The sequence below is a fragment of the Lentibacillus salicampi genome, assembly GCF_004565465.1.
Taxonomy (GTDB): Bacteria; Bacillota; Bacilli; order Bacillales; family Amphibacillaceae; genus Lentibacillus; species Lentibacillus salicampi.
The window spans coordinates 15,606-36,186 of sequence record NZ_SRHY01000008.1 but is presented as its reverse complement, the minus strand read 5'-3'; the positions used below and the strand labels follow the sequence as shown (position 1 = coordinate 36,186).

The 20,581-nt window shown below is 43.5% G+C and carries 22 protein-coding genes, 1 other RNA gene and 2 pseudogenes; 19 read left to right on the top strand and 6 right to left on the bottom strand.

Annotated elements, in window-relative coordinates; all coding sequences use genetic code 11:
* The first annotated feature begins 86 nt into the window (after window positions 1-86).
* The 3 genes and pseudogenes from E4U82_RS07965 to nagE all read left to right on the top strand — a co-directional run bounded on the left by E4U82_RS07965 (window position 87) and on the right by nagE (window position 3,017).
* Complete coding sequence (locus E4U82_RS07965; RefSeq protein WP_135109668.1) at window positions 87-581, top strand: PTS sugar transporter subunit IIA; 495 nt, start codon at window positions 87-89, stop codon at window positions 579-581.
* A gap of 26 nt (window positions 582-607) precedes the next feature.
* Window positions 608-1,426: a PRD domain-containing protein gene (locus E4U82_RS07960; RefSeq protein WP_135109667.1), complete on the top strand. Its 819-nt coding sequence runs from the start codon at window positions 608-610 to the stop codon at window positions 1,424-1,426.
* A gap of 131 nt (window positions 1,427-1,557) precedes the next feature.
* A pseudogene (gene nagE, locus E4U82_RS20455) lies at window positions 1,558-3,017 on the top strand (N-acetylglucosamine-specific PTS transporter subunit IIBC).
* Window positions 3,018-3,168: 151 nt separating this feature from the next.
* Here the strand turns inward: nagE and E4U82_RS07950 are convergent.
* Both E4U82_RS07950 and E4U82_RS07945 read right to left on the bottom strand, forming a co-directional pair.
* Window positions 3,169-3,975, bottom strand: coding sequence for an NRDE family protein (locus E4U82_RS07950; RefSeq protein WP_342447726.1), 807 nt, complete (start codon window positions 3,973-3,975; stop codon window positions 3,169-3,171).
* 171 nt (window positions 3,976-4,146) lie between these two features.
* Complete coding sequence (locus tag E4U82_RS07945; protein ID WP_167751357.1) at window positions 4,147-4,566, bottom strand: general stress protein; 420 nt, start codon at window positions 4,564-4,566, stop codon at window positions 4,147-4,149.
* A 318-nt stretch (window positions 4,567-4,884) separates the two neighbouring features.
* Here E4U82_RS07945 and E4U82_RS07940 point away from each other — a divergent pair, with 318 nt between their 5' ends.
* From E4U82_RS07940 to E4U82_RS07860, 16 genes and pseudogenes are all read left to right on the top strand, one after another.
* Window positions 4,885-5,499, top strand: coding sequence for a 3'-5' exonuclease (locus tag E4U82_RS07940; RefSeq protein WP_135109665.1), 615 nt, complete (start codon window positions 4,885-4,887; stop codon window positions 5,497-5,499).
* A gap of 25 nt (window positions 5,500-5,524) precedes the next feature.
* A complete protein-coding gene (locus tag E4U82_RS07935; protein WP_135109664.1) occupies window positions 5,525-6,124 on the top strand; it encodes a short chain dehydrogenase in 600 nt (199 codons plus the stop codon).
* A gap of 68 nt (window positions 6,125-6,192) precedes the next feature.
* Window positions 6,193-6,414 carry a YdbC family protein gene (locus tag E4U82_RS07930; RefSeq protein WP_135109663.1) on the top strand — a complete coding sequence of 74 codons (222 nt, stop codon included), beginning with the start codon at window positions 6,193-6,195 and terminating at the stop codon, window positions 6,412-6,414.
* A gap of 84 nt (window positions 6,415-6,498) precedes the next feature.
* A complete protein-coding gene (gene sppA, locus E4U82_RS07925; protein ID WP_135109662.1) occupies window positions 6,499-7,500 on the top strand; it encodes a signal peptide peptidase SppA in 1,002 nt (333 codons plus the stop codon).
* A gap of 12 nt (window positions 7,501-7,512) precedes the next feature.
* Window positions 7,513-7,983 (top strand): RDD family protein, encoded by a 471-nt coding sequence (locus E4U82_RS07920; RefSeq protein WP_135109661.1) that lies wholly within the window; start codon window positions 7,513-7,515, stop codon window positions 7,981-7,983.
* Window positions 7,984-8,438: 455 nt separating this feature from the next.
* Complete coding sequence (locus E4U82_RS07915; RefSeq protein ID WP_135109660.1) at window positions 8,439-10,043, top strand: fatty acyl-CoA synthetase; 1,605 nt, start codon at window positions 8,439-8,441, stop codon at window positions 10,041-10,043.
* Between the two features lie 176 nt (window positions 10,044-10,219).
* Entirely contained in the window at window positions 10,220-10,360 is a 141-nt protein-coding gene (locus E4U82_RS07910; protein WP_135109659.1) for a small, acid-soluble spore protein L, read from the top strand.
* Window positions 10,361-10,386: 26 nt separating this feature from the next.
* Window positions 10,387-10,644, top strand: coding sequence for a sporulation protein (locus E4U82_RS07905; RefSeq protein WP_425339510.1), 258 nt, complete (start codon window positions 10,387-10,389; stop codon window positions 10,642-10,644).
* An 82-nt stretch (window positions 10,645-10,726) separates the two neighbouring features.
* Window positions 10,727-10,913, top strand: a non-coding RNA gene (ssrS, locus tag E4U82_RS07900) — 6S RNA.
* 139 nt (window positions 10,914-11,052) lie between these two features.
* Window positions 11,053-11,424 carry a VOC family protein gene (locus E4U82_RS07895; protein WP_135109658.1) on the top strand — a complete coding sequence of 124 codons (372 nt, stop codon included), beginning with the start codon at window positions 11,053-11,055 and terminating at the stop codon, window positions 11,422-11,424.
* Between the two features lie 90 nt (window positions 11,425-11,514).
* On the top strand, window positions 11,515-12,660 hold the full coding sequence (locus E4U82_RS07890; RefSeq protein ID WP_135109657.1) for an AI-2E family transporter: 1,146 nt from the start codon (window positions 11,515-11,517) through the stop codon (window positions 12,658-12,660).
* A gap of 64 nt (window positions 12,661-12,724) precedes the next feature.
* Window positions 12,725-13,735 (top strand): phosphotransferase enzyme family protein, encoded by a 1,011-nt coding sequence (locus tag E4U82_RS07885; RefSeq protein ID WP_167751356.1) that lies wholly within the window; start codon window positions 12,725-12,727, stop codon window positions 13,733-13,735.
* Window positions 13,736-14,493: 758 nt separating this feature from the next.
* Window positions 14,494-14,754, top strand: a complete 261-nt coding sequence (locus E4U82_RS07875; RefSeq protein ID WP_135109654.1) for a metal-sensitive transcriptional regulator — start codon at window positions 14,494-14,496, stop codon at window positions 14,752-14,754.
* A 176-nt stretch (window positions 14,755-14,930) separates the two neighbouring features.
* Window positions 14,931-15,230, top strand: a complete 300-nt coding sequence (locus E4U82_RS07870; RefSeq protein ID WP_135109653.1) for a rhodanese-like domain-containing protein — start codon at window positions 14,931-14,933, stop codon at window positions 15,228-15,230.
* 96 nt (window positions 15,231-15,326) lie between these two features.
* Window positions 15,327-15,727, top strand: a pseudogene (locus E4U82_RS07865) (DsrE/DsrF/DrsH-like family protein).
* Between the two features lie 18 nt (window positions 15,728-15,745).
* Window positions 15,746-16,876: an MBL fold metallo-hydrolase gene (locus E4U82_RS07860; protein ID WP_135109652.1), complete on the top strand. Its 1,131-nt coding sequence runs from the start codon at window positions 15,746-15,748 to the stop codon at window positions 16,874-16,876.
* 200 nt (window positions 16,877-17,076) lie between these two features.
* Here the strand turns inward: E4U82_RS07860 and E4U82_RS07855 are convergent, their stop codons facing one another.
* From E4U82_RS07855 to E4U82_RS07840, 4 genes are all read right to left on the bottom strand, one after another.
* Entirely contained in the window at window positions 17,077-18,099 is a 1,023-nt protein-coding gene (locus E4U82_RS07855) for a sensor histidine kinase (protein ID WP_245183536.1), read from the bottom strand.
* A 49-nt stretch (window positions 18,100-18,148) separates the two neighbouring features.
* Window positions 18,149-18,832 (bottom strand): response regulator transcription factor, encoded by a 684-nt coding sequence (locus E4U82_RS07850; protein ID WP_135109650.1) that lies wholly within the window; start codon window positions 18,830-18,832, stop codon window positions 18,149-18,151.
* Between the two features lie 72 nt (window positions 18,833-18,904).
* Window positions 18,905-19,507, bottom strand: coding sequence for a TlpA family protein disulfide reductase (locus E4U82_RS07845; protein ID WP_135109649.1), 603 nt, complete (start codon window positions 19,505-19,507; stop codon window positions 18,905-18,907).
* 16 nt (window positions 19,508-19,523) lie between these two features.
* A complete protein-coding gene (locus E4U82_RS07840) occupies window positions 19,524-20,282 on the bottom strand; it encodes a cytochrome c biogenesis CcdA family protein (RefSeq protein WP_135109648.1) in 759 nt (252 codons plus the stop codon).
* Window positions 20,283-20,581: the final 299 nt, after the last annotated feature.

Below are 20,581 nucleotides of genomic sequence, written 5' to 3'. Positions count from 1 at the left end.
TACCGCCATGCCCTTTTATGTTGCAATGATTGGTGCATACTAAATCTGTAAAAAGGTTTACCATCATTTTGAAAGGAGTTTCAACCATGTTTAAAAATTTATTTAAAAAAGGCGATGCCAAAACTGAAATATACGCACCGGTTAGTGGGGAGATTGTGACGCTGGGAGAGGTGCCTGATCCTGTTTTTAGTCAAAAAATGATGGGTGATGGGGTTGCCGTTAAACCGTCAGAAGGAAAAATTTTTGCGCCCGTTGAAGGTGAAATCGTTCAAATTCCGGATACACTGCATGCGATTGGATTGCGTGCAAAGGATGGTACCGAGGTTCTGGTTCATATCGGGCTTGAGACCGTTTCTTTGGAAGGGAAAGGGTTTACAGCTTCAGTCAGTATAGGAGACAATGTTTCTGCTGGACAGGAACTGATGACGTTTGACCTGGATTACATTCGCAATAATGCCTCAAGTGATATGACACCCGTTGTCATCACGAATGCACAGGAAACTGGAAAACAATACACGATGACGGATGAAAAAGAAGGCAAGGCCGGTGAAACCGTGGTCATCACGGCTTCAGATAAATGATCCCGAGGTGAAGGGAGTGCTTTCTGATGAAGATCAGCAAGATATTGAACAACAATGCTGTCATCGTTATGGATGAAGGCGAAGAAAAAATAGCGATTGGATCGGGGATAGCCTTTGAGAAAAAGAAAAATGATGTGGCAAACCCGAAAAAAATTGAAAAGCTGTTTGTCTTAAAGGAAAATGAAAAATTGCAGCAGTTGTTGCTTCGGATACCGGAAGCGCATTTTATCCTGTCTGAGGCCATTATCAATCATGCTGAACAGCGGCTGAACGCTGAACTGAATGACCATATCCGCATACAGCTTGCTGATCATATTTCATTTGCCATCGAACGGGAGCAAAATGGTATCCAACTGAAGAATGCGCTGCTGCGCGAAATTAAAGTGCTGTACCGGCAGGAATTTGAAATCGGCTTATGGGCAATCGATCGCATTAAAACGGAAATCGGGGTTGAAATGCCGGTGGACGAAGCGGCGTTTATAGCACTATATATTCACACGATGAAAATTCAAGGGGGTGATATTCACGAAACAGTACGACAGACGACAATGGTGCAAACGATGGTGCAGGGGATCAGAGATTGTCTAAACATTGCCATCGATGAGGCAGACATATCTTATGACCGGCTGGTAACACATCTTCAATTTGCCCTTACACGGGCCAAACATCACGATAGTCATGTCATGGATCAAGATATGTTTGACATAATTAAGCAGAAATATAATGTTTCTTATCGATGCGCCAAACAAGTGGCTAACGAAACATCTGCGTCATTCGGCATTAACTTGCCTGAGGAAGAACTGGGATACATTACACTTCATATTGAACGGCTGCGCACACACTAATAGAATACCTATTGTGAGCATTGTGGACTTATTTTGTAAACGAATTCAGTTATGGAAACGGTATGCTTTTCTTTCATGAAGTGATGGATCCTGGTAATTGAACCATTTTTACGAAATTGGAGGGAAATAACATGATGAAATATTTGCAGAATCTCGGCCGCTCTTTGATGTTGCCGGTTGCTGTACTGCCGGCTGCGGCGATTCTGATGGGGATTGGAAATTGGATTCTTAATGCTGATGAGAACAATATTATCGGCAATTATCTTACAAGCGGAGGTGACGCCATCCTCAGTCATCTTGGCATTCTATTTGCAGTTGGTGTCGCAATTGGGATGTCCAGGGAACAGGATGGTGCGGCCGGTTTAAGTGGCCTTGTCGCCTGGCTGCGACTACTGTTCTTAGTGTCAGCGGGGTTGCCGGGCTTCAGGGTATCGAGGAAAGTGCGGTTAATCCGGCCTTTGAAAATATCGAAAACGTTTTTATCGGTATTCTATCCGGTATCGTGGCGTCAATGATGTATAACCGGTTCAGTCATATCCGGCTGCCGGATGCGCTTGCTTTCTTCAGCGGAAAACGGCTGGTGCCGATCATGAGTGCAGCCGCCATGATGGTTGTCTCTGCTGTATTGTTCTTTGTCTGGCCGGTTGTCTATTCGGGACTCGTTTCGTTCGGTGAAGCGATTATTAGTCTGGATGCTGTCGGAGCAGGTATATACGGATTCTTTAACAGACTCCTTATCCCAACCGGTCTGCACCATGCATTGAACTCGGTTTTCTGGTTTGATGTTGCTGGTATCGATGACATCGCCAGCTTTTGGGCAAGTGAAGGTGAAAAAGGGATTACCGGACGCTATTTGGCAGGGTTTTTCCCGATTATGATGTTCGGCCTTCCTGCAGCAGCTTTAGCAATGTATCATACAGCTAAAACGAAACGCAAGAAGCAGGCTGCATCTCTGTTAATGGCCGCCGCCTTTGCATCATTCTTCACTGGTGTAACCGAAGCACTTGAATTCTCGTTCATGTTCGTGGCCCCTGTACTGTATGTTGTACATGCTGCATTGACAGGACTGTCATTGTTTGTAGCAGCCATGTTTGAATGGACGGCAGGTTTCAGTTTTAGTGCCGGTTTGGTGGACTACACCCTGAGTCTGGGCGTCCCCATTGCCAATCAACCGCTCATGCTGATTGTGCAGGGTCTTGTATTTGCGGTCATTTACTACTTCTTGTTCCGATTCCTGATTGTGAAGTTTAATCTGAACACACCAGGTCGTGAAAGTGATGAACCAGGAGAAGGGGAAGTTGATGAAAGCTACAGTACAGATGAAGAAATTGAAAAAGACGAAACAGCTGTAATGGCCGAGAAAATTTACGATGGTCTTGGCGGAGATGAAAACGTCCTGACAGTTGATAATTGTGTATCACGTCTAAGACTTGAAGTAGATGATATGGATAAAGTTAACCAGGATAAAATTAAAGCAACCGGCGTTCCAGGCATCAACGTTGTCGGCAAGCATAATATCCAGGTTGTCGTCGGTACCCAGGTACAATTTGTGGCTGACGAAATCCGTAAGATCCGAAATCAAGATGGGTAGTATATGGGAGCGAACAGTGCAGTGGCGCTGTTCGCTTTTTACATTTACGTGGCTGAGGAGGTGTTTGGTTGTAGCCGGTGGAGCTGGTACGCTGATAAAGAGCCAAAACGTCCTGATCGTTGTGCAATGTTTATACAAATTAGCACCGATTTCACATATTATTTAATTGGAAAGAAAAGCGCTTTTCCTGTTCAAAATTGCCTTGGTCATATGTCCGTTCCACGAATGTAACACGTCCGTCGTGATCAACCAGAAGTACCGTCGAGCAGCGGGTGCCATACCCGGGTGTCTTGATGAATAGTGGTGACAGTTGCCGCTCTAGCTCCACGCCAACACCTGTATTCGGCAGCCGTTCATCTGGAGCTTGTTCCGCATCGGTAATCAAATCGAAAAGTGGATCAATTTCAATAATCGAATGTTTTCGGATATAGGCTGTCATCCGTTCTTTCCCTTTGGTAACTTTCGGCCATGGGGTATCAAGGAATTCATTGCTTAATCCGTGAGTACCTGGAGGAACTGGTGACATCTCGTTTTGAATATTATTGTAATACCATAATTGTTCTGGACTTCCGGCAATGATATTGAACCCGGCGTACAGTCCCTTGTCTTTCTGCAATCCGGATAGAAACTCGGTAGCAGGCATGTGGTCTTCCAAAAAACTCCGTACAATATGGCCACGAGATGTTTTGTTGTTCTGTTCTTCATTAGGATCACGGTAATTGGTTAATGCAGCGATCCGGCCACTTTTCGTGATACCCAGCCAGGTGCCCATTCCAACGAGATCCCTCCCGGCCAGAATGTCAGGGTTATCCTCCCAAAACCGGGCAGACGCGGTCGGGCGTTTATAAAATTCATCCCTGTTCGCAGCGATGATTAATTTATAATTACGGTGCCCCTGAAAATTAAAATTGATCAGACACATGATAATCATTCCTTTTTGCTTCATTATATCCTGCATACATGGCTGCTCCAAATAAATGAATTGGATTGAGCGACGCGGGGGGACAAGGATATCAGCAGAAGAGGGGGGGCTGCCAGCCGAGGCATGAAAACCCTGCCACGGGAGTTTAACTCCAGCCCGATAATAAAAGTAATCGGCGGATGCCGATTACTCCATTGCTATATACTTTTATTGATACAAGTGATTAACACGTTCACCGGTATTATTGGAATCCTCTGCTGCATCGTTACCCATTTTCAATGTTCTATCCGCTGTAATTAGTATCTTACCGGAATTAATTTGTTTAGCATACTGGGCTGCCTGTTCAGCTGATAATCCTTTGCCTCGCAGTTGGTCAAGCATGTTCGACGTTTCTCCGACACCGTTGAAAATAACCTTAGAGATTTTATCCATGAAAGAACTCTCACGGTTTTCGGGAGTTTCTGTGCTTGTAACAGCGACATCCGTATTAGCGTTCAGTTCATCCGCATACTTTCCATGAGAAAAAATCGTGATATTTTCTTTGAAATAGCCTTCCAATTCGAGAACGTCAACCGTTTTTGCCGCTTCTTCAACTGACGAAAATGGTCCAAAAATTTCTTCCGCCAATTGCAGCACCTCCATTTAAATTAATTATATAATTCTTTTCCCGCCAAGTGTATGGTCTGAAACATAATATCGTACGCTCCGAAAGCGTATCAAAGTTCATTGGCAGGGGTCTTTGAACAGTTGAAGAATAATGGAGAAGCTTAAAATAATCGTTTCTTTTGGTTGGTCTGATGGCAGTTGTTGGTATTTTTTATGGTAAAACGTTTATAATGATGGTAATGTGGAACTGACATCAACATGTCTGGTTTGAGCACCTTTGACAAATGAAACGTTATATATTAGCTATCCGTATTATGATAAAGAAACGGGGGCGGAAGCATGCAATTTGTATCACTTGATTTTGAAACGGCAAATGAACAGCGCAACAGTCCGTGTGCGATCGGAATCGCTGTTGTGGATGGTGAGGAGATTGTTGATGAGTATTACAGTCTAATCAATCCGCTCACATATTTCAGTCCATTTAACACGCGTATTCATGGGATTACAGAGGACGATGTGGCGGATGCACCGACATTTGCGGAATTGTGGCCGACACTTGATGGCTATTTATCACATCATTTGGCAGTTGCCCACAATGCCAGCTTTGATATGAGCGTTATCCGGCACACACTGGATCAGTTTAATCTGACATATCCGGAAATGGACTACCTTTGTACTGCGAATGTTTCAAGGCGCGTATGGTCAAGGCTTCCCAATCATAAACTGAATACGGTCGCCTCCCATCACGGGATTCAATTTGACCATCACCATGCTTTGGAAGATGCGCGGGTTGCTGCTAAAATTTTAATCGAGGCATTTAAGACATATGAAACGGATGAAACGGATATATTTCTAAGGAAGTGCCATATGTCAAAAGGCAGGATCTATGAACGGGGCTATTATCCGCCCAAGAGCAAAAAACGTGCGAAACAAAGCACGAAAATCTACTTTTAACCGATGGAAAGGGGATTTTGAAGAAATGCGTATAGTTGTTGTCGGGGCAAGCGGTACCATTGGGAAAAAAATAACGGAAGCTTTAACACCGAATCATGAGGTTCTCCGTGCCGGGAGAAATGGGGTCGATGTTTCAGTTGATCTCATGTCACAGGAAAGCATTGTTAATATGTATGAAACGGTTGGTCAAGTGGACGCCGTTATAAATGCATCAGGGGGAGCGAATTTTAAAGCTGTTCCGGATTTAACCCCTGAGTTGAATGAAAAAGGAATTGAAAGTAAGCTGAAAGGGCAGATTAATTTGGTACTACTTGGGCAGGATTACCTGAATGATGGTGGAAGTTTCACACTGACGACCGGTGTTATGATGGATGATCCGATCCCTATGGGGGCATCAGCTGCCATGGCAAACGGTGGAGTGAAAGCATTCGTGAAAACAGCCGCCATTGAAATGGCAAGGGGGATCCGGATTAACTGTGTCAGTCCTAATATTGTAGAGGAATCCTGGGACCGAATTGGTCATCTTTTTGCCGGTTTCTCCCCGGTGCCTGCTGAACGTGTGGCAAGGGCGTATGTTAAAAGTGTGGAAGGTGCACAGACAGGGCAGAATTATGAAGTGTACTGAATGAAGCGCCAAGTCTGACATGGCGACCGTACGCTTGTTTGTTTAAATTTCGTTATGGAGGAATTGGTATGGCTGATATCAAATATGACATTATCAAACATATTGCAGAACTATCTGAATCACCAAAAGGCTGGACGAAGGAATTGAATTTGGTCAGCTGGAATGGACGCGATCCGAAATATGATCTCAGGGACTGGGCACCTGATAAGGCAAAAATGGGTAAAGGTGTCACGCTGACGGAAGCAGATCTGACCAATTTGAAAGCTGCATTGGAGAAGCTGGAACTTTAGCAGGCGCATTGTCCGATTACGATTCGGCAAAAATGATAGTAGCATTGGCGTATACATACAGACAACGAAATGGAGGATATCGAATTGAATAAGACACGCTGGATTGCACTAAGTATTGCAATCGGTTTACTTGCAGTTTCAATCGGTTTCAGGTTTATGAGCAGTCTATTCTCGACCGATCTTGAAGCTTTGTTTGAGATGCCGAAGCAGCCATACGAGGAAACGGTTATTGAGGAAGGGACCGGTAAGAAGATTGCGGTCGTGGAGCTTGACGGGGTTATTCAGGACACGTCCACATCATCTATGTTGAATTCGGGTGGCTATAACCATGACCGGTTTTTGAAAAAATTGGAGGATGTCGGTGAAGATCGGTCTGTAGCCGGCGTTATTTTACGTGTGAATACACCTGGCGGGGGTGTTGTGGAAAGTGACGAGATTCATGACAAAATCGTTGAGATAAAAGAAGAACACAATAAGCCAGTCTATGTTTCGATGGGGAATACAGCCGCATCAGGCGGGTATTATGTTTCTGCTCCGGCGGATAAAATCATCGCTCATCCGGCTACGTTAACCGGATCGATCGGTGTCATTATGCAAAGCTATAACTTTACGGAACTTGCCGATCAGCTCGGGGTTGATATGAATACGATTAAAAGCGGCGAATTTAAAGATATCATGTCCACGACAAGAAAAATGACCGATGAAGAGCGTGACATTCTGCAGACAATGATTGATGACATGTATGCCGATTTTGTTCAGGTTATTGTGGATGGCCGGGATATGTCAGAGTCCAAAGTACGTGAACTGGGCGATGGACGTGTTTATACCGGAAGCCAGGCAGCAGACAATGGGCTTGTTGATGGGCTTGGCAGCCTGGAAGAAACCGTAGCCATGATGCAGGAAGATTTTGAATGGTCGAACGCAAAAGTTGTCAAATATCAAAGTGGTTTAGACTTTGGCTGGCAATCACTTCTTAGCGGTAAAGTACAAAGTCTGTTTGGTAAAGAAGACCAGAGTCTGATGGCCATTCAGGAGCTGCTGCAGCAATCAGACGGACCACGTGCCATGTACTTATATTCGAAATAGGGAGGTGCCGTTATGAGTGAATATCAGGAAACATACGAAATAGAGAATACCGGAGTTAAGACGCAACGTTATGCCGGGTTCTGGATGCGCTTCTGGGCTTATCTTTTTGACTTGGTTATTGTATTTAGCATTAACGGTATCCTGCTTAGTCCGTTTAAATTTATCGGTGATGGCAGCGGGGTTGATATTGGATTTTGGACTGTAGCCGGGATCGTTGGACTCATCGTGCTGTACCTGTACTTTTTGCTAATGACGAAATTTTATGGTAAGACACTGGGCAAAATGATTCTAGGACTTCGCGTTGTCCGTGAAGACAGAGAACCATTGGAATGGAGCGATCTGATTTTCCGGGAAGTGGTTGGTCGCTTTATCCACCGTGTGTTCTGGTTTACCAACCTATTATACCTGTTCGTGGCATTCGGGGAGCAAAAGCAGGGGTTACATGACATGTTTGGGAATACACGGGTTGTGTTTGACCGGTAGTGAAGGGATGGTGCTTTTACGGCGCCATCTTTTTATTTCACTTCAGGTGCCTCTTTAGTTCATGATAAAAGTTCTCCCTGGTTCCGGTCATGATAATGAATTATGATATATCCATATTCATCTTCTTCAATTAGATAAGCAAGTTCATAATGCGTGCCCTTATATTTTCAGCAATGAGCACATGTGGAAGGCAAATGTGTTTCACAAAATATAAAGCAATTGTGCCTGGCAGTTCAATCAACGCAACTACTATGCCGATTTTGGTGTATCCCACGGTGCGGCGGAGCCAATGTTTTTCACGCCCCGGCATGACGGCGACAAAAAATGATAAATTCAGGAAATGTTTTGCAAAACAAGACATTTTTCAGACTTGTCATCTTTTTATATCTGAATTAAACTAAAACATAGAATATTCAGCGTATGAGTCATCGACAATTTATTTGAGGAGTGGCGTTATGAGCGTGGAAACGAATGTATCAGATGATCTCAGGTTGATGCTGGACAGGGCACGACGGAACACGCTGGGGGATTTACTGGCACGGACGCGCGATCGGATGCCGGAAAAGTTCGCATTTGTCTACAATGGGCAGCGGCTGAATTATGCGGAATTGGACGACTTGGTGAACCAGACGGCACGGGCTTTTCTTGAGGACGGTATGGAAAAAGGTGACATGGTGACAGTCATGTCGCGGAATAGCCTTGACTTTGTGATCGTGAATTTTGCTTTAGCACGCATGGGTGCAGTCATGATTCCTATTAATTATATGCTCTCAGCTGAAGATGTACAGTATATCTTGGAACATGCTGAAGCGAGCGTATTGATTGCGTCTGAAGAATATGCGCCGGTACTGGATAAATCAGCAAGAAATCTAGACATTAGGAATCGTTACTTAATGGATATGCTGGGCAAATACGATGGCGATCTTGCGGAGTGGGTCTCCTTATCTGAGGCACGGGAGGAACAGGCAGCTGACCTTGTTGATGTAGCTATCGACGATGATGACCTTGCTCACGTTCTGTACACAAGCGGGACGGAATCACGACCAAAAGGGGTGATGCTTTCCCATAAAAGTCTTGTCAGTGAATATGTCAGCTGCATTGTTGATGGACAAATAGCGCCGGGGGATGTGTTTGTTCATGCCCTGCCGCTTTATCACAGTGCACAACTTCATGTGTTTTTGGGGCCGAGTGTTTACGTTGGGGCAAGCGGGATTATTTTGGGGGAAGCAAGCCCGGAAGTTATTTTAAAAACGATTGAAGAAGAAGGTGCGACCCAACTGTTTGCGCCACCAACGGTCTGGATTGCACTCTTAAGAAATCCGGATTTTGATGAACGCGATTTGTCGACTTTAAAAAAATGTTATTATGGTGCAGCCATCATGCCCCGGGAAATTTTAAAAGAACTGGCAGAACGCCTGCCGAATGCGCGATTTTGGAATTTCTACGGGCAGACGGAGGTTGCTCCGCTCGCCACAGCATTACAGCCGGAAGATCAGTTGCGCAAACTTGGATCTGCCGGCGTGCCGACACTGAACGTACAGACAAAAATTGTGGATGATCATGGCGTTGAAGTGGCACGTGGTATAGAGGGCGAGATTGTACACCGAACACCGCATACGATGAAAGGCTATTTGCATGACCCGGATAAAACAGCTGAAGTGTTTCAAAACGGCTGGTTCCACAGCGGTGATTTGGGTGTGATGGATGAGGAAGGTTATATTACGATCATTGACCGCAAAAAAGATATGATCAATACTGGCGGGGTTAACGTATCAAGCCGTGAAGTCGAGGAAACCATTTACCAGATGGATGCAGTGTCTGAAGTGGCTGTCATCGGCATCCCGGATGCTTATTGGATCGAAGCTATTACCGCTGTCATTGTGGGGAAAGATGGGGTGGAATTTTCAAAAGAGGCTGTCATGGAGTTTTGCCGGGAGCGGCTGTCGACATTCAAAGCTCCGAAATATGTGGCGTTTACGAATGAATTACCGAAGAACCCGAGTGGAAAAGTGTTGAAGCGTTCGCTGCGGGATCGCTATGAAACACTTGGGGAGGCGTAAAAGAGCGGTTTAACGGGATCAGGCCAAATTTGGATGTGATCCGGAAGAAATCACGCTCATGTTTAGGAGCAAAAACGCAAAGTTTTTATCATAATTTCCGAACTGCCATTTGGGACCGGTATTATTCAGCATAAAACAATTCCTGCTATGAAATACTACACCCTGGAGGTGGTTTTATGGCTGATAAAAAAGTTAACCGCAGTAATCGGCAGGTAAAGACCAGTGTGAATAAGCAAGGTCTTAGTGAAGATGTGGCAGATCAGCAGCCGGACAGTCAGCTTGAACAGCGTGCTAAAAAGAAAAACACGAAAATTTAGCTGCAGCATCTAATGAAAAGATGAGGGTGAGAATCATCGACAATACGTTGGATTATTTGCTTGAATCACTCGTAAACCATCGTGAAAACGATAGGGCGAAACAAATGATTGGCAAGATCAAGCACAATGACTTTAAAAGTGAAGAAGAATTTGTAAGGAATCTTGACGAAGAGGAAATGGCATATCTTGACGCGGTCGTTGAAAAGGAATTGAATTATGCCAGAAACGCGGAAGATGATGTGCGGGCTAAGCAATTAAAGGAAGTGTACGAATTACTTTTCTGAATCAAACTATCAGTAAAGTATTGCACGAAGTTCAGGAAAAATTTCCCATTGATTTTAACGCAACTACGGTTTATTATATAAACACAGGCTACAATGTTCGTATTTAAATAAGTTTAAACCTCTAACAAATGAATAGGGAGTTTTATATCGGAACTGAAATGTCGGGCCGCCTTGAGAGCGGAAGACAGGAAAGTTTCTGCAAACACCCACTTGGTGAAGTGGTGGTTTAAAACTTTTTATTTATAAAAATACGGCACTTGTGGCTGTAAATCATTTAAGTGTTAAGTCAGTTTCCTTATGGGAGCTGGCTTTTTTGATGTATAAGCAAAAGTTTCTGTCAGTGATATATAATTCATATTATCCGCGATATTATTTTCGGGTTATGATGGAATAGGAGGGGTGATACTGATGTCATTTATTTATAAAGTCATTGATCATGTCCAATTGGCAGCACCTGAGAACAGTGAGGAAACGGCACGTGAATTTTACAGCGGGATATTGGGTTTTACTGAAATTGATAAACCGGCGTCGTTAAAGAAAAATGGCGGTGTTTGGTTTCAAGCAGGAGGCATTCAAGTACATATCGGAATTGAATATCCATTTGTTCCCGCTAGAAAAGCACATCCGGCTTTCAGGGTGGGGAATATGGCGGATTTGAAGACGTATCTGGGTGAAAAGGGTGCTGAATACAGGGAAGATGACCGGCTGCCCGGCGCAAAACGCTTTTATATGACTGATCCCTTTGGCAATCGGCTGGAATTTCTGGAATGGGAAAAATAACGATAGCTATTCGTTAACTTCTTCACATCTATTATGGAAATTTTTCGCAATATCATCTATAATTTGTGTATCAAGGAGGAGCGTTGTGATATGAAAATCAGCCGATTCATGAGATTTATTGGCGGTCGTGATTTGTTTTATGGTCTCATTCTTTTATTACTGATCGGAATTACCATCTTTATTTATGCTAAAGTATCGTTTATTTTTAATCCGATTGTGACCATCTTGTCTACCGTGGTGCCGCCGGTCATATTAGCGTTTATTGCATTTTATTTACTGAATCCGATTGTTAATCTGTTGGAACGGGTACATATTAATCGCATATGGGGTATCCTCATCATTATTCTGGGCATCAGTGGGTTGCTGACCGGATTGATTTTACTGACGGCACCGGCGATTGAGTCACAGGTGAAGGACTTGGCTGAAAGATTCCCGACTTACTTGCAGCAGATGGGTCAGGGGATTGAAAACTGGATTCAGTCGTCATTCCTTGCTCCCTATTATGAACAAGGTTACGCTTGGTTCACGTCAAACTTAAGTGATGTGACAAGCAGAATTACTGAATACTTGGGTGGAGCTGTCGAAGGCGTGCAAAACGTAGCCAGTGCCATCACCAGTGTGGTGGTCGCCATTATTACCTTCCCATTTATTCTGTTCTTCATGTTAAAGGACGGGGACCGCTTTAAACGGTTTTGCCTGAAATTACTGCCGCCTAAATACCGTGGTGAAGCCAATCAAATCCTTCACAACATGGACGTGCAGGTTGGCTCCTATATTCAAGGCCAGATCATTGTCGCTTCGTGTATTGGGGTTCTTTTATATATCGGCTATTTGATCATTGGTTTGGATTATGCGATCACACTCGCCATTATCGCTGCTGTCACGAGTGTTGTACCATACCTTGGACCGATGATTGCCATCACGCCGGCGATTATCATTGCAATTGTTGCTTCCCCGGTTATGCTGTTAAAACTGGGGATTGTTTGGGCAGCGGTACAGTTTCTCGAAGGAAATTTTGTCTCGCCGAACGTCATGGGCAAAACGATGCAGGTACACCCACTTACGATCATTATTGTCTTATTAGTAGCCGGGAATCTGTTTGGGGTTGTCGGTGTCATTCTCGGTATTCCAGGCTACGCAATCCTGAAGGTCATTGTTGTTTTTATGTTTGAAAAGTTTAAAGACCGCTACAACCGGTTTTATGGTGAGGATTATGGCGCTTATGAGGAAAAGTAGCAGCGTCCCGCATGAACGCAAATGTGAGTACGTCCCGTTGTAAGCGTATTGGAGGATTCATGTTTTGCACATTAATGTCAGGCATTCATTGATTGACACGGAAACAATCAAACAATTAGCTGTAGATTATGGTTTGCCCGGGGATGTCCAGTGTGAGATTTTAGCCCGTGGTTTGAATGATACATATCTCATTACGGACCAACATGATACCAAATATATTTACAAGCTTTACCGTTCTGGCTGGCGTGACAGGGAAGCGATTTTATTCGAGCTTGAAGCCATTCACCACCTGTATAAGCAGTCATTCCGGGCTTCATATCCGTTTGAAAAAGGTAACGGTGATTATTTAACTGAAGTCATGGCGCCAGAAGGAAAACGTTATGGGGCGCTGTTTTCGTATACAGTAGGAGAGCGGCCGCAAATGACGCCGGCGAACTCTGAGGTCATTGGTGCCACACTTGGCCGGTTGCATGAACTGACTGCAGATTATGCACCTGAACGCGGACGCGGGTTTGAACTGGATACCCAAACACTAATAGATGAACCGGCTGCCATTATTTCACCTGTGATTGAGCGCTATCTTGGGGGCACTGCCGTGAAGATATTACATATTGTTGTGGAAAACACCAAGGCCGATCTGGCAGAATTTGATCTTGATAAAGGTTTCTGTCATGGCGATTTTCATAACCACAATATGCATATCCAGGACGATATAATTGAAGTATTTGACTTTGACAACTGTGCTATAGGTTACCGGGCTTATGACATGGCGGTGTCCTGGTGGAATTTAAAAAATAACTACCGGAACCTGGAGACAGAGTGCTGGGACGCATTTCTCAAGGGCTATTTGATCGAACGTGATTTGGCAACCGATGATGTGCGCAGTCTGCCGTTGTTCATAACCGCCAGGCGGATTTGGCTAATGGGGACGATGATAGCCCATGACGATGTGTGGGGAACGAACTGGATCAATGAACAGACATTGAAGCTGTTTATCGGCCAGCTGAGGACAGACCGGCCGGGAGATGAGGATTTGCAGAAACTGGATGAGAATGTGTTAAACGGGGGTGAATGATCGTTATGAAAAAGTATATGATTTTTGCCATTAGTTTTATTCTATTGTTTTCATTGTGCCAGATTTTATCGGGAATGATTCTGACATTCGCCTATACGCCGGATATAGAAGAGGCTTGGAATTCAAGTGCCAGCTTATCTCAGGAAACCGTCATAAAAGGCAGTGTCAGCCCTTTTTGGCCTATGCTATTACTTGCTTTTCTTTCTGCGAGCATCGCTTATTTTATTTCGAACATAACACGCAGGAATTCCCCGAAGAACGAGAGAAATATGGAAAGTAAGACAAAGTGATATTGGGGCAGCTCCTCTGAAGGATACATAATTGACGTCAATCAGATGAAAATACGTTTAACATACGTATTTGGAGGTTTACTTATTGACAGACAAACCTAAAATGAGCGCCGCTGAACTCGGAGCGTTATGGACGGGATGTGCACAATATGCCTAAGATGAAGAAACTGCCCAATAGAAAATTGCAAAACATCATAAGACTAAATGGAGTCCGGTGGAATGCGAAACTGTACCTCCCGGTGTAGCAGGAGATGGGATGGTTGTAATGATTGCTGAGCAAATGGTTGGTTTATCGGTAAAATTCCATGGCGTTTTTAACCAGAATAAATCATCGTTTGACAAAATACCTACAGGGGTATAGACTAACCGTAGTCCTGCTGAAGAGAAGGAAAAGATGGTGGCTTTATGTCCGGAATTAGCGCATGCTGCTTACTCTGATGTTGAATGAATGAAAGGAGTGACAATCCAATGGAATATGAAGCAGATATCGAAAATCGTGTAAAACGTATCGAGGGCCAAGTCCGAGGACTCCTGAAAATGATGGACGAAGAAAAGGATTGCCGTGACGTTGTCACACAAATGACAGCTGTCCGAAATGCATTGGATCGTACTGTTGCTGTCATTGTCAGTCAAAATCTTGAACAGTGCATCCGCGAAGACAAACAAAACGGTGAAAACTCTGAAGAGCTTGTTAAAGAGGCAGTCAACTTGCTTGTCAAAAGCCGATGAAAATGGTTACAGATTGATCGCACTTCTTTTAAACTAAAAAAACAGGTTACGTGACATGGATCGTACTAACCTTTTTTTATCGCTTTTTTAATACCTATACGGGTATATGTAAAAGATCATAACCATGCAAAAGTATGGGGGATATAAAAACGAAGCATTCGTTGGGAGGACAGTATATGAAGAAAATAACAACTGGAGAATTAGCTGAAAAAATAAAACAGGGAGAAAATGTCCGCGTTATTGATGTACGTGAAGATGAAGAAGTCGAGCAGGGTAAGATCCCCGGTGCTGAACATATTCCATTGGGAGAGGTCCCTGAACGCCTTGATGAAATGGATAAACGTAAACACTATTACATGGTTTGTCGTTCAGGCGGTCGAAGTGGCAAGGTAACTGAATTCCTGGAAAACCAGGGTTTTGATGTCACCAACGTTGAAGGAGGTATGTTGGCCTGGGATGAAGATGTAGAGAAATAGAAGAAAAAGGTTTCAAATATGCAAAAAATGTAGCACCGGGCATGACTTCATGGGACGGTCCGGCTGAACAAAACAATTAATCAGGAAAAATTGAAAATGGAAAATAACACACGTGTAGCTATTATCGCAGCAAATGGCGGATTGTTCGACGCATACAAGGTATTTAATATGCAACGGCAGCTGCAGCATCTGATAAAGAAGTAGGGATTTTCTTTACGTTTGAAGGATTGAACCTGATTCATAAAGAGGCACACAAGAATCTGCCATTGCCGGAAGGGAAAGAACACTTCCAGGAAGGATTTGAGAAAGCCAATGTCCCTTCAATTAGTGAACTCTTGGGAATGGCGCAGGAAATGGGTGTTAAGATGATTGGCTGTCAAATGACAATGGATGTGATGAACCTGGAAAAAGACACTTTTGTAGACGGTATTGAAGTTGGCGGAGCGGCATCATTTATTGAATTTGCCAAAGACGCCGATATTTCACTGACATTTTAAATAAAAGGAGGCATAAAATTGTCACAAAGCATTACGACGAAAGAACTTGCACGACGCATTGTTAATCATGAGGAAACACTGATTCTGGATGTACGGAATACGGATGAGTTTGCTGACTGGAAGATTGAAGGCGACAGTGTTGAGATCATGAACGAGCCGTATGTTAACCTGCTCGATGGCATTGATCCTGTAGTCGAAAAATTGAACAAAGATCAGGAAGTCATCATTGTCTGTGCAAAAGGCAATGCTTCCAAAATGATCTCTGAAATGATGGAAGATGCAGGGTTCAGCAGCGTTTATGATGTAGAAGGCGGTATGAAAGCCTGGAGTGAACATTTGGAATCGGTCAAAATAGCTGACTTGAATGATGGCGGCAGTCTTTATCAATTTGTCCGGCTTGGCAAGGGTTGTTTATCATATATGGCCGTTTCAGAACAGGAGGCGGCTGTCATTGATCCTAACCGTATGACGGATATTTATGAACAGTTTGCTAAAGAAAAAGGTGTCACCATCAAGCATACGATCGACACACATCTTCATGCTGACCATATTTCAGGCGGCCGCAAGCTCGCTGAAAAAACAGGCGGCACCTACCATCTTCCGTCTAAAGATGCCAGTGACGTAACGTTTGATTATGAACCATTGGAAGAAGGCCATGATATAACCGTTGGTAACACAACGATTAAGGTGCAGCCGCTTTATTCACCTGGACACACGATTGGCAGTACTTCATTGATTATCGATGAACAGTACTTGCTGACAGGTGATATCCTATTTGTGAAATCGATTGGCCGTCCGGACTTAGCCGGTAAAGCTGATGACTGGGTTGGCGACCTTCGAGAGACGCTTTACAGCCGGTATAAAAACCTGTCTGATGAACTGGTTGTACTGCCAGCGCACTACTCGTCCGTTGAAGAATTAAATGATTACAGCAGTGTCCAGGCACGTCTTGGTGATTTGTATAAGCGTAACAATGGACTTAAAGTGGATGATGAACAAGCGTTTCGTAAAATGGTAACGGAAAATCTGCCACCGCAGCCAAATGAATATGAAAACATCCGCCAGACGAATATGGGGAAAATGACTCCTGAGGACGATAAACAACGTGAAATGGAGATTGGACCAAACCGCTGTGCAGTCCATGGCTAATGATTCAGGCAGGTAGCAACCAATTTTTACAGGGAGGAAATCACAATGGAAGCAGCAAAAGTATTAGATGCAAAAGGTATGGCATGTCCTATGTGTTTTACCCGGCATGTAACTGGCATTAGTGAATGACAGCAAGGTAACATTCCAGTGTTATGCTATACCGTCAGCTTGGAACCTCATCTTATTAGGAATCACTTTGTTCATGTTATCGGCAGTTCAAACCAGAAAGTATTTTGATTACCTTCCGTATGTAGTCCGATTTTGCCATTGTGCTGTTCGATAATTTCTTTGGCGATCGCAAGTCCCAAACCACCGCCACCTGTTTCACGATTTCTTGATGTATCAAGTCGATAAAAACGTTCGAAAATCCGGTGTTGTATTTCTTTAGGAATTCTCTCACCTGGTCCGCTGATAGACACACGGTAGAAGTCATCTCCAAGGTTGCCTTTTATGCCGATATGGCCTTCACCTTGATAATAGTGAATGGCATTTTCAAGCAGGTTGGTAATCACTTGCTGGATGCCTTCAGCATGGACCGATAATATATAAGAGTCAGTTGTTACATTGATATCCAAAGATTTTTGCTCCAGTACCCATTGGAACATGGCCGTACACTGTTCAATCAGTTCTGACATGTCAGCTTTATCATGGTCAGTGTATGGGCGGGAAGACACATCGCCCCACTCCTTTAGCCATTCAATCTGTTCAATGATGTCTGTCAGACGTTTGGATTCATTGTGCAATGCGTGATACAGTTCTACGTTGCCCTTGACGTCGCCGTTCTCCAATGCCTGTAAATACCCATTCAGATTGGTCAGAGGCGTACGAAGCTCATGCGATATGTCTGATACCAGTTTCTGACGACTGTCATCATTGGTTTTCAGCTGGCTGATTAAACCATTGAAGTGGTCAGTGAGTTCGCCAACCTCTCCCTGTGCAGTATTTTTGACAGGCTTGGGGTATTCTCCTCTTTTTAATTGTTTGGCCGATTCAATCAGGCTCCGGATTGGTTTTGTTATTTTTTTTGTCAGGTAAAAATGAAGTAAACTGCCAGAAACAATCGTTACAACTGCAAAAATCAATAAGTAATTAAACAGCGTAGCGTTATACTGACTTTGTTGTTGATCATTCAAATGCCCCATTGTATCTACCAGAAAACAAGCGGTATTATAAATAGCCAGTCCGCTTAATATGATAGCTGATGCGACAACGATTATATTCAATGCAGATAACTGCCATAGGAGCCCTTTAGGGAAGACTGACTTTATCCGGTTACGCACCGACAAACTTATACCCCATTCCCCGGACTGTCTGGATGCGCTCTGGTTTGGAGGAGTCTGTTTCGATTTTTTCCCTCAGCTTTTTAATATGCGCATCGATTGTCCGATCGAGAACTGTATGTTCGACATGTGGATAAAGCTGTTCGATCAGCTGCTCACGGTCATGCACGACATTTGGATGCTGCATAAGATAATAGAGTAAATTAAATTCATGTTTTGTTAAAGATACAGACTTGCCACAGAGTTGTACTTCCCCTTTTCGTGGCTTAATACATAAGCCGTCATGGGCAATTTTTTGACAATATTGACCTGTCCTTCGCAAAACAGCTTCCACATGTGCTATGAGTTCATCGGGTTCAAACGGCTTCGTGAGATAATCATCAGCACCCATTTTTAAACCTGCAATCTTATCATCCACCCGGGACTTTGCTGACAGCATAATGACAGACACGTCATTTCCTTCCCGGTCACGTACCCATTCACAAAATTCCTCTCCACTTACTTTAGGCAGCATCAAATCAAGAATAACCAGGCAAGGCTGACTGTTTAAGAAAACATCTTTCGCGGCTTGACCGTCACCAGCTTCAACCACCTCATAGTGATGCTTTTCAAGATTTATTCTGACAAGTTGACGGATCATCTGATCGTCTTCCACTACTAAAATGGTTTGTTTCATCCAGAACACCTCTATTGCCATTCTATAACAAAAAGAACTTTTATTCATCTTTCCCAGGAATTGTGTTATCAGTTACTCCATCTTTGACAGTTCTTGCACCATAAGATCATAATTCATGGCACCCATTGCAGAGAATTGTATACGGCCATTTGAATCAATCATATATGAAGTCGGGTATGCCTGTATTTGATAAGTCGTTGCAACGTCGGCGTTTGCGTCCATTGGCACCGGGAAAGTCATCTCGAAGTCATTGACAAAGTTTCTGACCCCTTCTTCACTCTCTTCCGTTCCGGTTAAATTCACTGCTAAGATTTCAACATCTTTTTTATTATAAAGCTTTTGCAAATCCGGTATTTCTGCTCTGCATGGCGGGCACCAGGTTGCCCAAAAGTTAACGATGACACGCTGTCCTCTAAAGTCAGACAGACGTACTGTTTCTCCCTCAAGTGTTGTCAGTTCAAAGTCAGGAGCCATTTGGCCTACAGAAAGTCCGTCTTCATTCGATTCCTTGACTTCACCATCGTTGTCATCAGACGGTGGTGAAGTGATTTTTCCGCCGCCTGAAAGATTGTCATCACTTTCTTCCACAGATGTATCATCAGGTGTACTCACTAAATCATACACAGCCCAACTGAACATACCGACTACCAACACAATAAGTATTGCTTTTTTCATTGGTTATTCCTCCATACTATCCTAATCTTGATAACCATGTATCCTGTACCAGATCAAGCAAAAATCCTGTAATACGCGGCATGAAACCTAAAAACAAGACCAATCCCATGATAATCATAATCGCTCCGCCTATTTTCATGATGACTTGACTGTGCCGGACAATCCATCTCGTCGATCCAAGGTAAAACGTCAAAATAAGGAATGGCAATGAAAAGCCAATGACATACATAACGGTGTAAAACACACCCTGACCGGGATTGGTCGCCGCTAAAAGCAGAATAGACCCAAAAATAGGACCTATACATGGCGTCCAGCCAGCAGCAAAACCAAGCCCGACAAAAAATGTTCCCAGATATCCGGCCGGCTTGTTCGAATAATGAAAGCGTCTTTCCTTCATTAATGTAGGAATCGTAATCCATCCTGCAACAAATAATCCCATTACAATGATAAAAATGCCGGCAATTCGCTGAATAAATAAACCAGAATCTCCCATCAGTAAATTTTGAGCCCATTGTCCTAAAAACGATGCGCTGGCACCTAAACTGATAAAAACCAGCGAAACGGCAAGTAAAAAAAATAAGGAATGACTCAACAACTGACGACGAATCTTCGCATCCTTATTCCCTTGCAATTCCTTTACACTAATTCCTGTGATATAGGACATATATGCTGGAAAAATCGGCAGCACGCAGGGGGATAAAAACGATAACGCACCAGCCCCTATTGCTAAAAACATGCCTGCAATCAACATTGTATCTGCTTCAATTCCACCCATTGTTAATCCCCTTTCTCTTTTTAGTAATGATTATAACTTCATACACGAACGACGTCGTTAAAATACTGACAGAAAAAATTCAGTGAATGCAAGTACATCCATTTGATTGGACTAAGACCTGTACACCAGTACTATTAATTGGATAGGTCAGTATCGATAATGGAGCTTTTATGCATACTCCATATGTTTTTCCCAATTCAGATTATGATACTAAAATGATCGCTTGTGAAATCAAATCCCCTATATAGGTATTAATTTGTTTGCAGCCATCATGAAGTGTGTCCTCCATTTCAATGTTC

What these genes read in the sequence shown, in the direction of transcription:
- E4U82_RS07960 (WP_135109667.1), top strand. Translation starts at nt 608, where the DNA reads ATGAAGATCAGCAAGATATTGAACAACAATGCTGTCATCGTTATGGAT.
- E4U82_RS07895 (WP_135109658.1), top strand. Translation starts at nt 11,053, where the DNA reads ATGTCATTTATTTATAAAGTCATTGATCATGTCCAATTGGCAGCACCT.
- E4U82_RS07890 (WP_135109657.1), top strand. Translation starts at nt 11,515, where the DNA reads ATGAAAATCAGCCGATTCATGAGATTTATTGGCGGTCGTGATTTGTTT.
- E4U82_RS07965 (WP_135109668.1), top strand. Translation starts at nt 87, where the DNA reads ATGTTTAAAAATTTATTTAAAAAAGGCGATGCCAAAACTGAAATATAC.
- E4U82_RS07940 (WP_135109665.1), top strand. Translation starts at nt 4,885, where the DNA reads ATGCAATTTGTATCACTTGATTTTGAAACGGCAAATGAACAGCGCAAC.
- E4U82_RS07850 (WP_135109650.1), bottom strand. Translation starts at nt 18,832, where the DNA reads ATGAAACAAACCATTTTAGTAGTGGAAGACGATCAGATGATCCGTCAA.
- E4U82_RS07935 (WP_135109664.1), top strand. Translation starts at nt 5,525, where the DNA reads ATGCGTATAGTTGTTGTCGGGGCAAGCGGTACCATTGGGAAAAAAATA.
- E4U82_RS07875 (WP_135109654.1), top strand. Translation starts at nt 14,494, where the DNA reads ATGGAATATGAAGCAGATATCGAAAATCGTGTAAAACGTATCGAGGGC.
- E4U82_RS07845 (WP_135109649.1), bottom strand. Translation starts at nt 19,507, where the DNA reads ATGAAAAAAGCAATACTTATTGTGTTGGTAGTCGGTATGTTCAGTTGG.
- E4U82_RS07950 (WP_342447726.1), bottom strand. Translation starts at nt 3,975, where the DNA reads ATGCAGGATATAATGAAGCAAAAAGGAATGATTATCATGTGTCTGATC.
- E4U82_RS07910 (WP_135109659.1), top strand. Translation starts at nt 10,220, where the DNA reads ATGGCTGATAAAAAAGTTAACCGCAGTAATCGGCAGGTAAAGACCAGT.
- E4U82_RS07840 (WP_135109648.1), bottom strand. Translation starts at nt 20,282, where the DNA reads ATGGGTGGAATTGAAGCAGATACAATGTTGATTGCAGGCATGTTTTTA.
- E4U82_RS07930 (WP_135109663.1), top strand. Translation starts at nt 6,193, where the DNA reads ATGGCTGATATCAAATATGACATTATCAAACATATTGCAGAACTATCT.
- E4U82_RS07920 (WP_135109661.1), top strand. Translation starts at nt 7,513, where the DNA reads ATGAGTGAATATCAGGAAACATACGAAATAGAGAATACCGGAGTTAAG.
- E4U82_RS07915 (WP_135109660.1), top strand. Translation starts at nt 8,439, where the DNA reads ATGAGCGTGGAAACGAATGTATCAGATGATCTCAGGTTGATGCTGGAC.
- E4U82_RS07870 (WP_135109653.1), top strand. Translation starts at nt 14,931, where the DNA reads ATGAAGAAAATAACAACTGGAGAATTAGCTGAAAAAATAAAACAGGGA.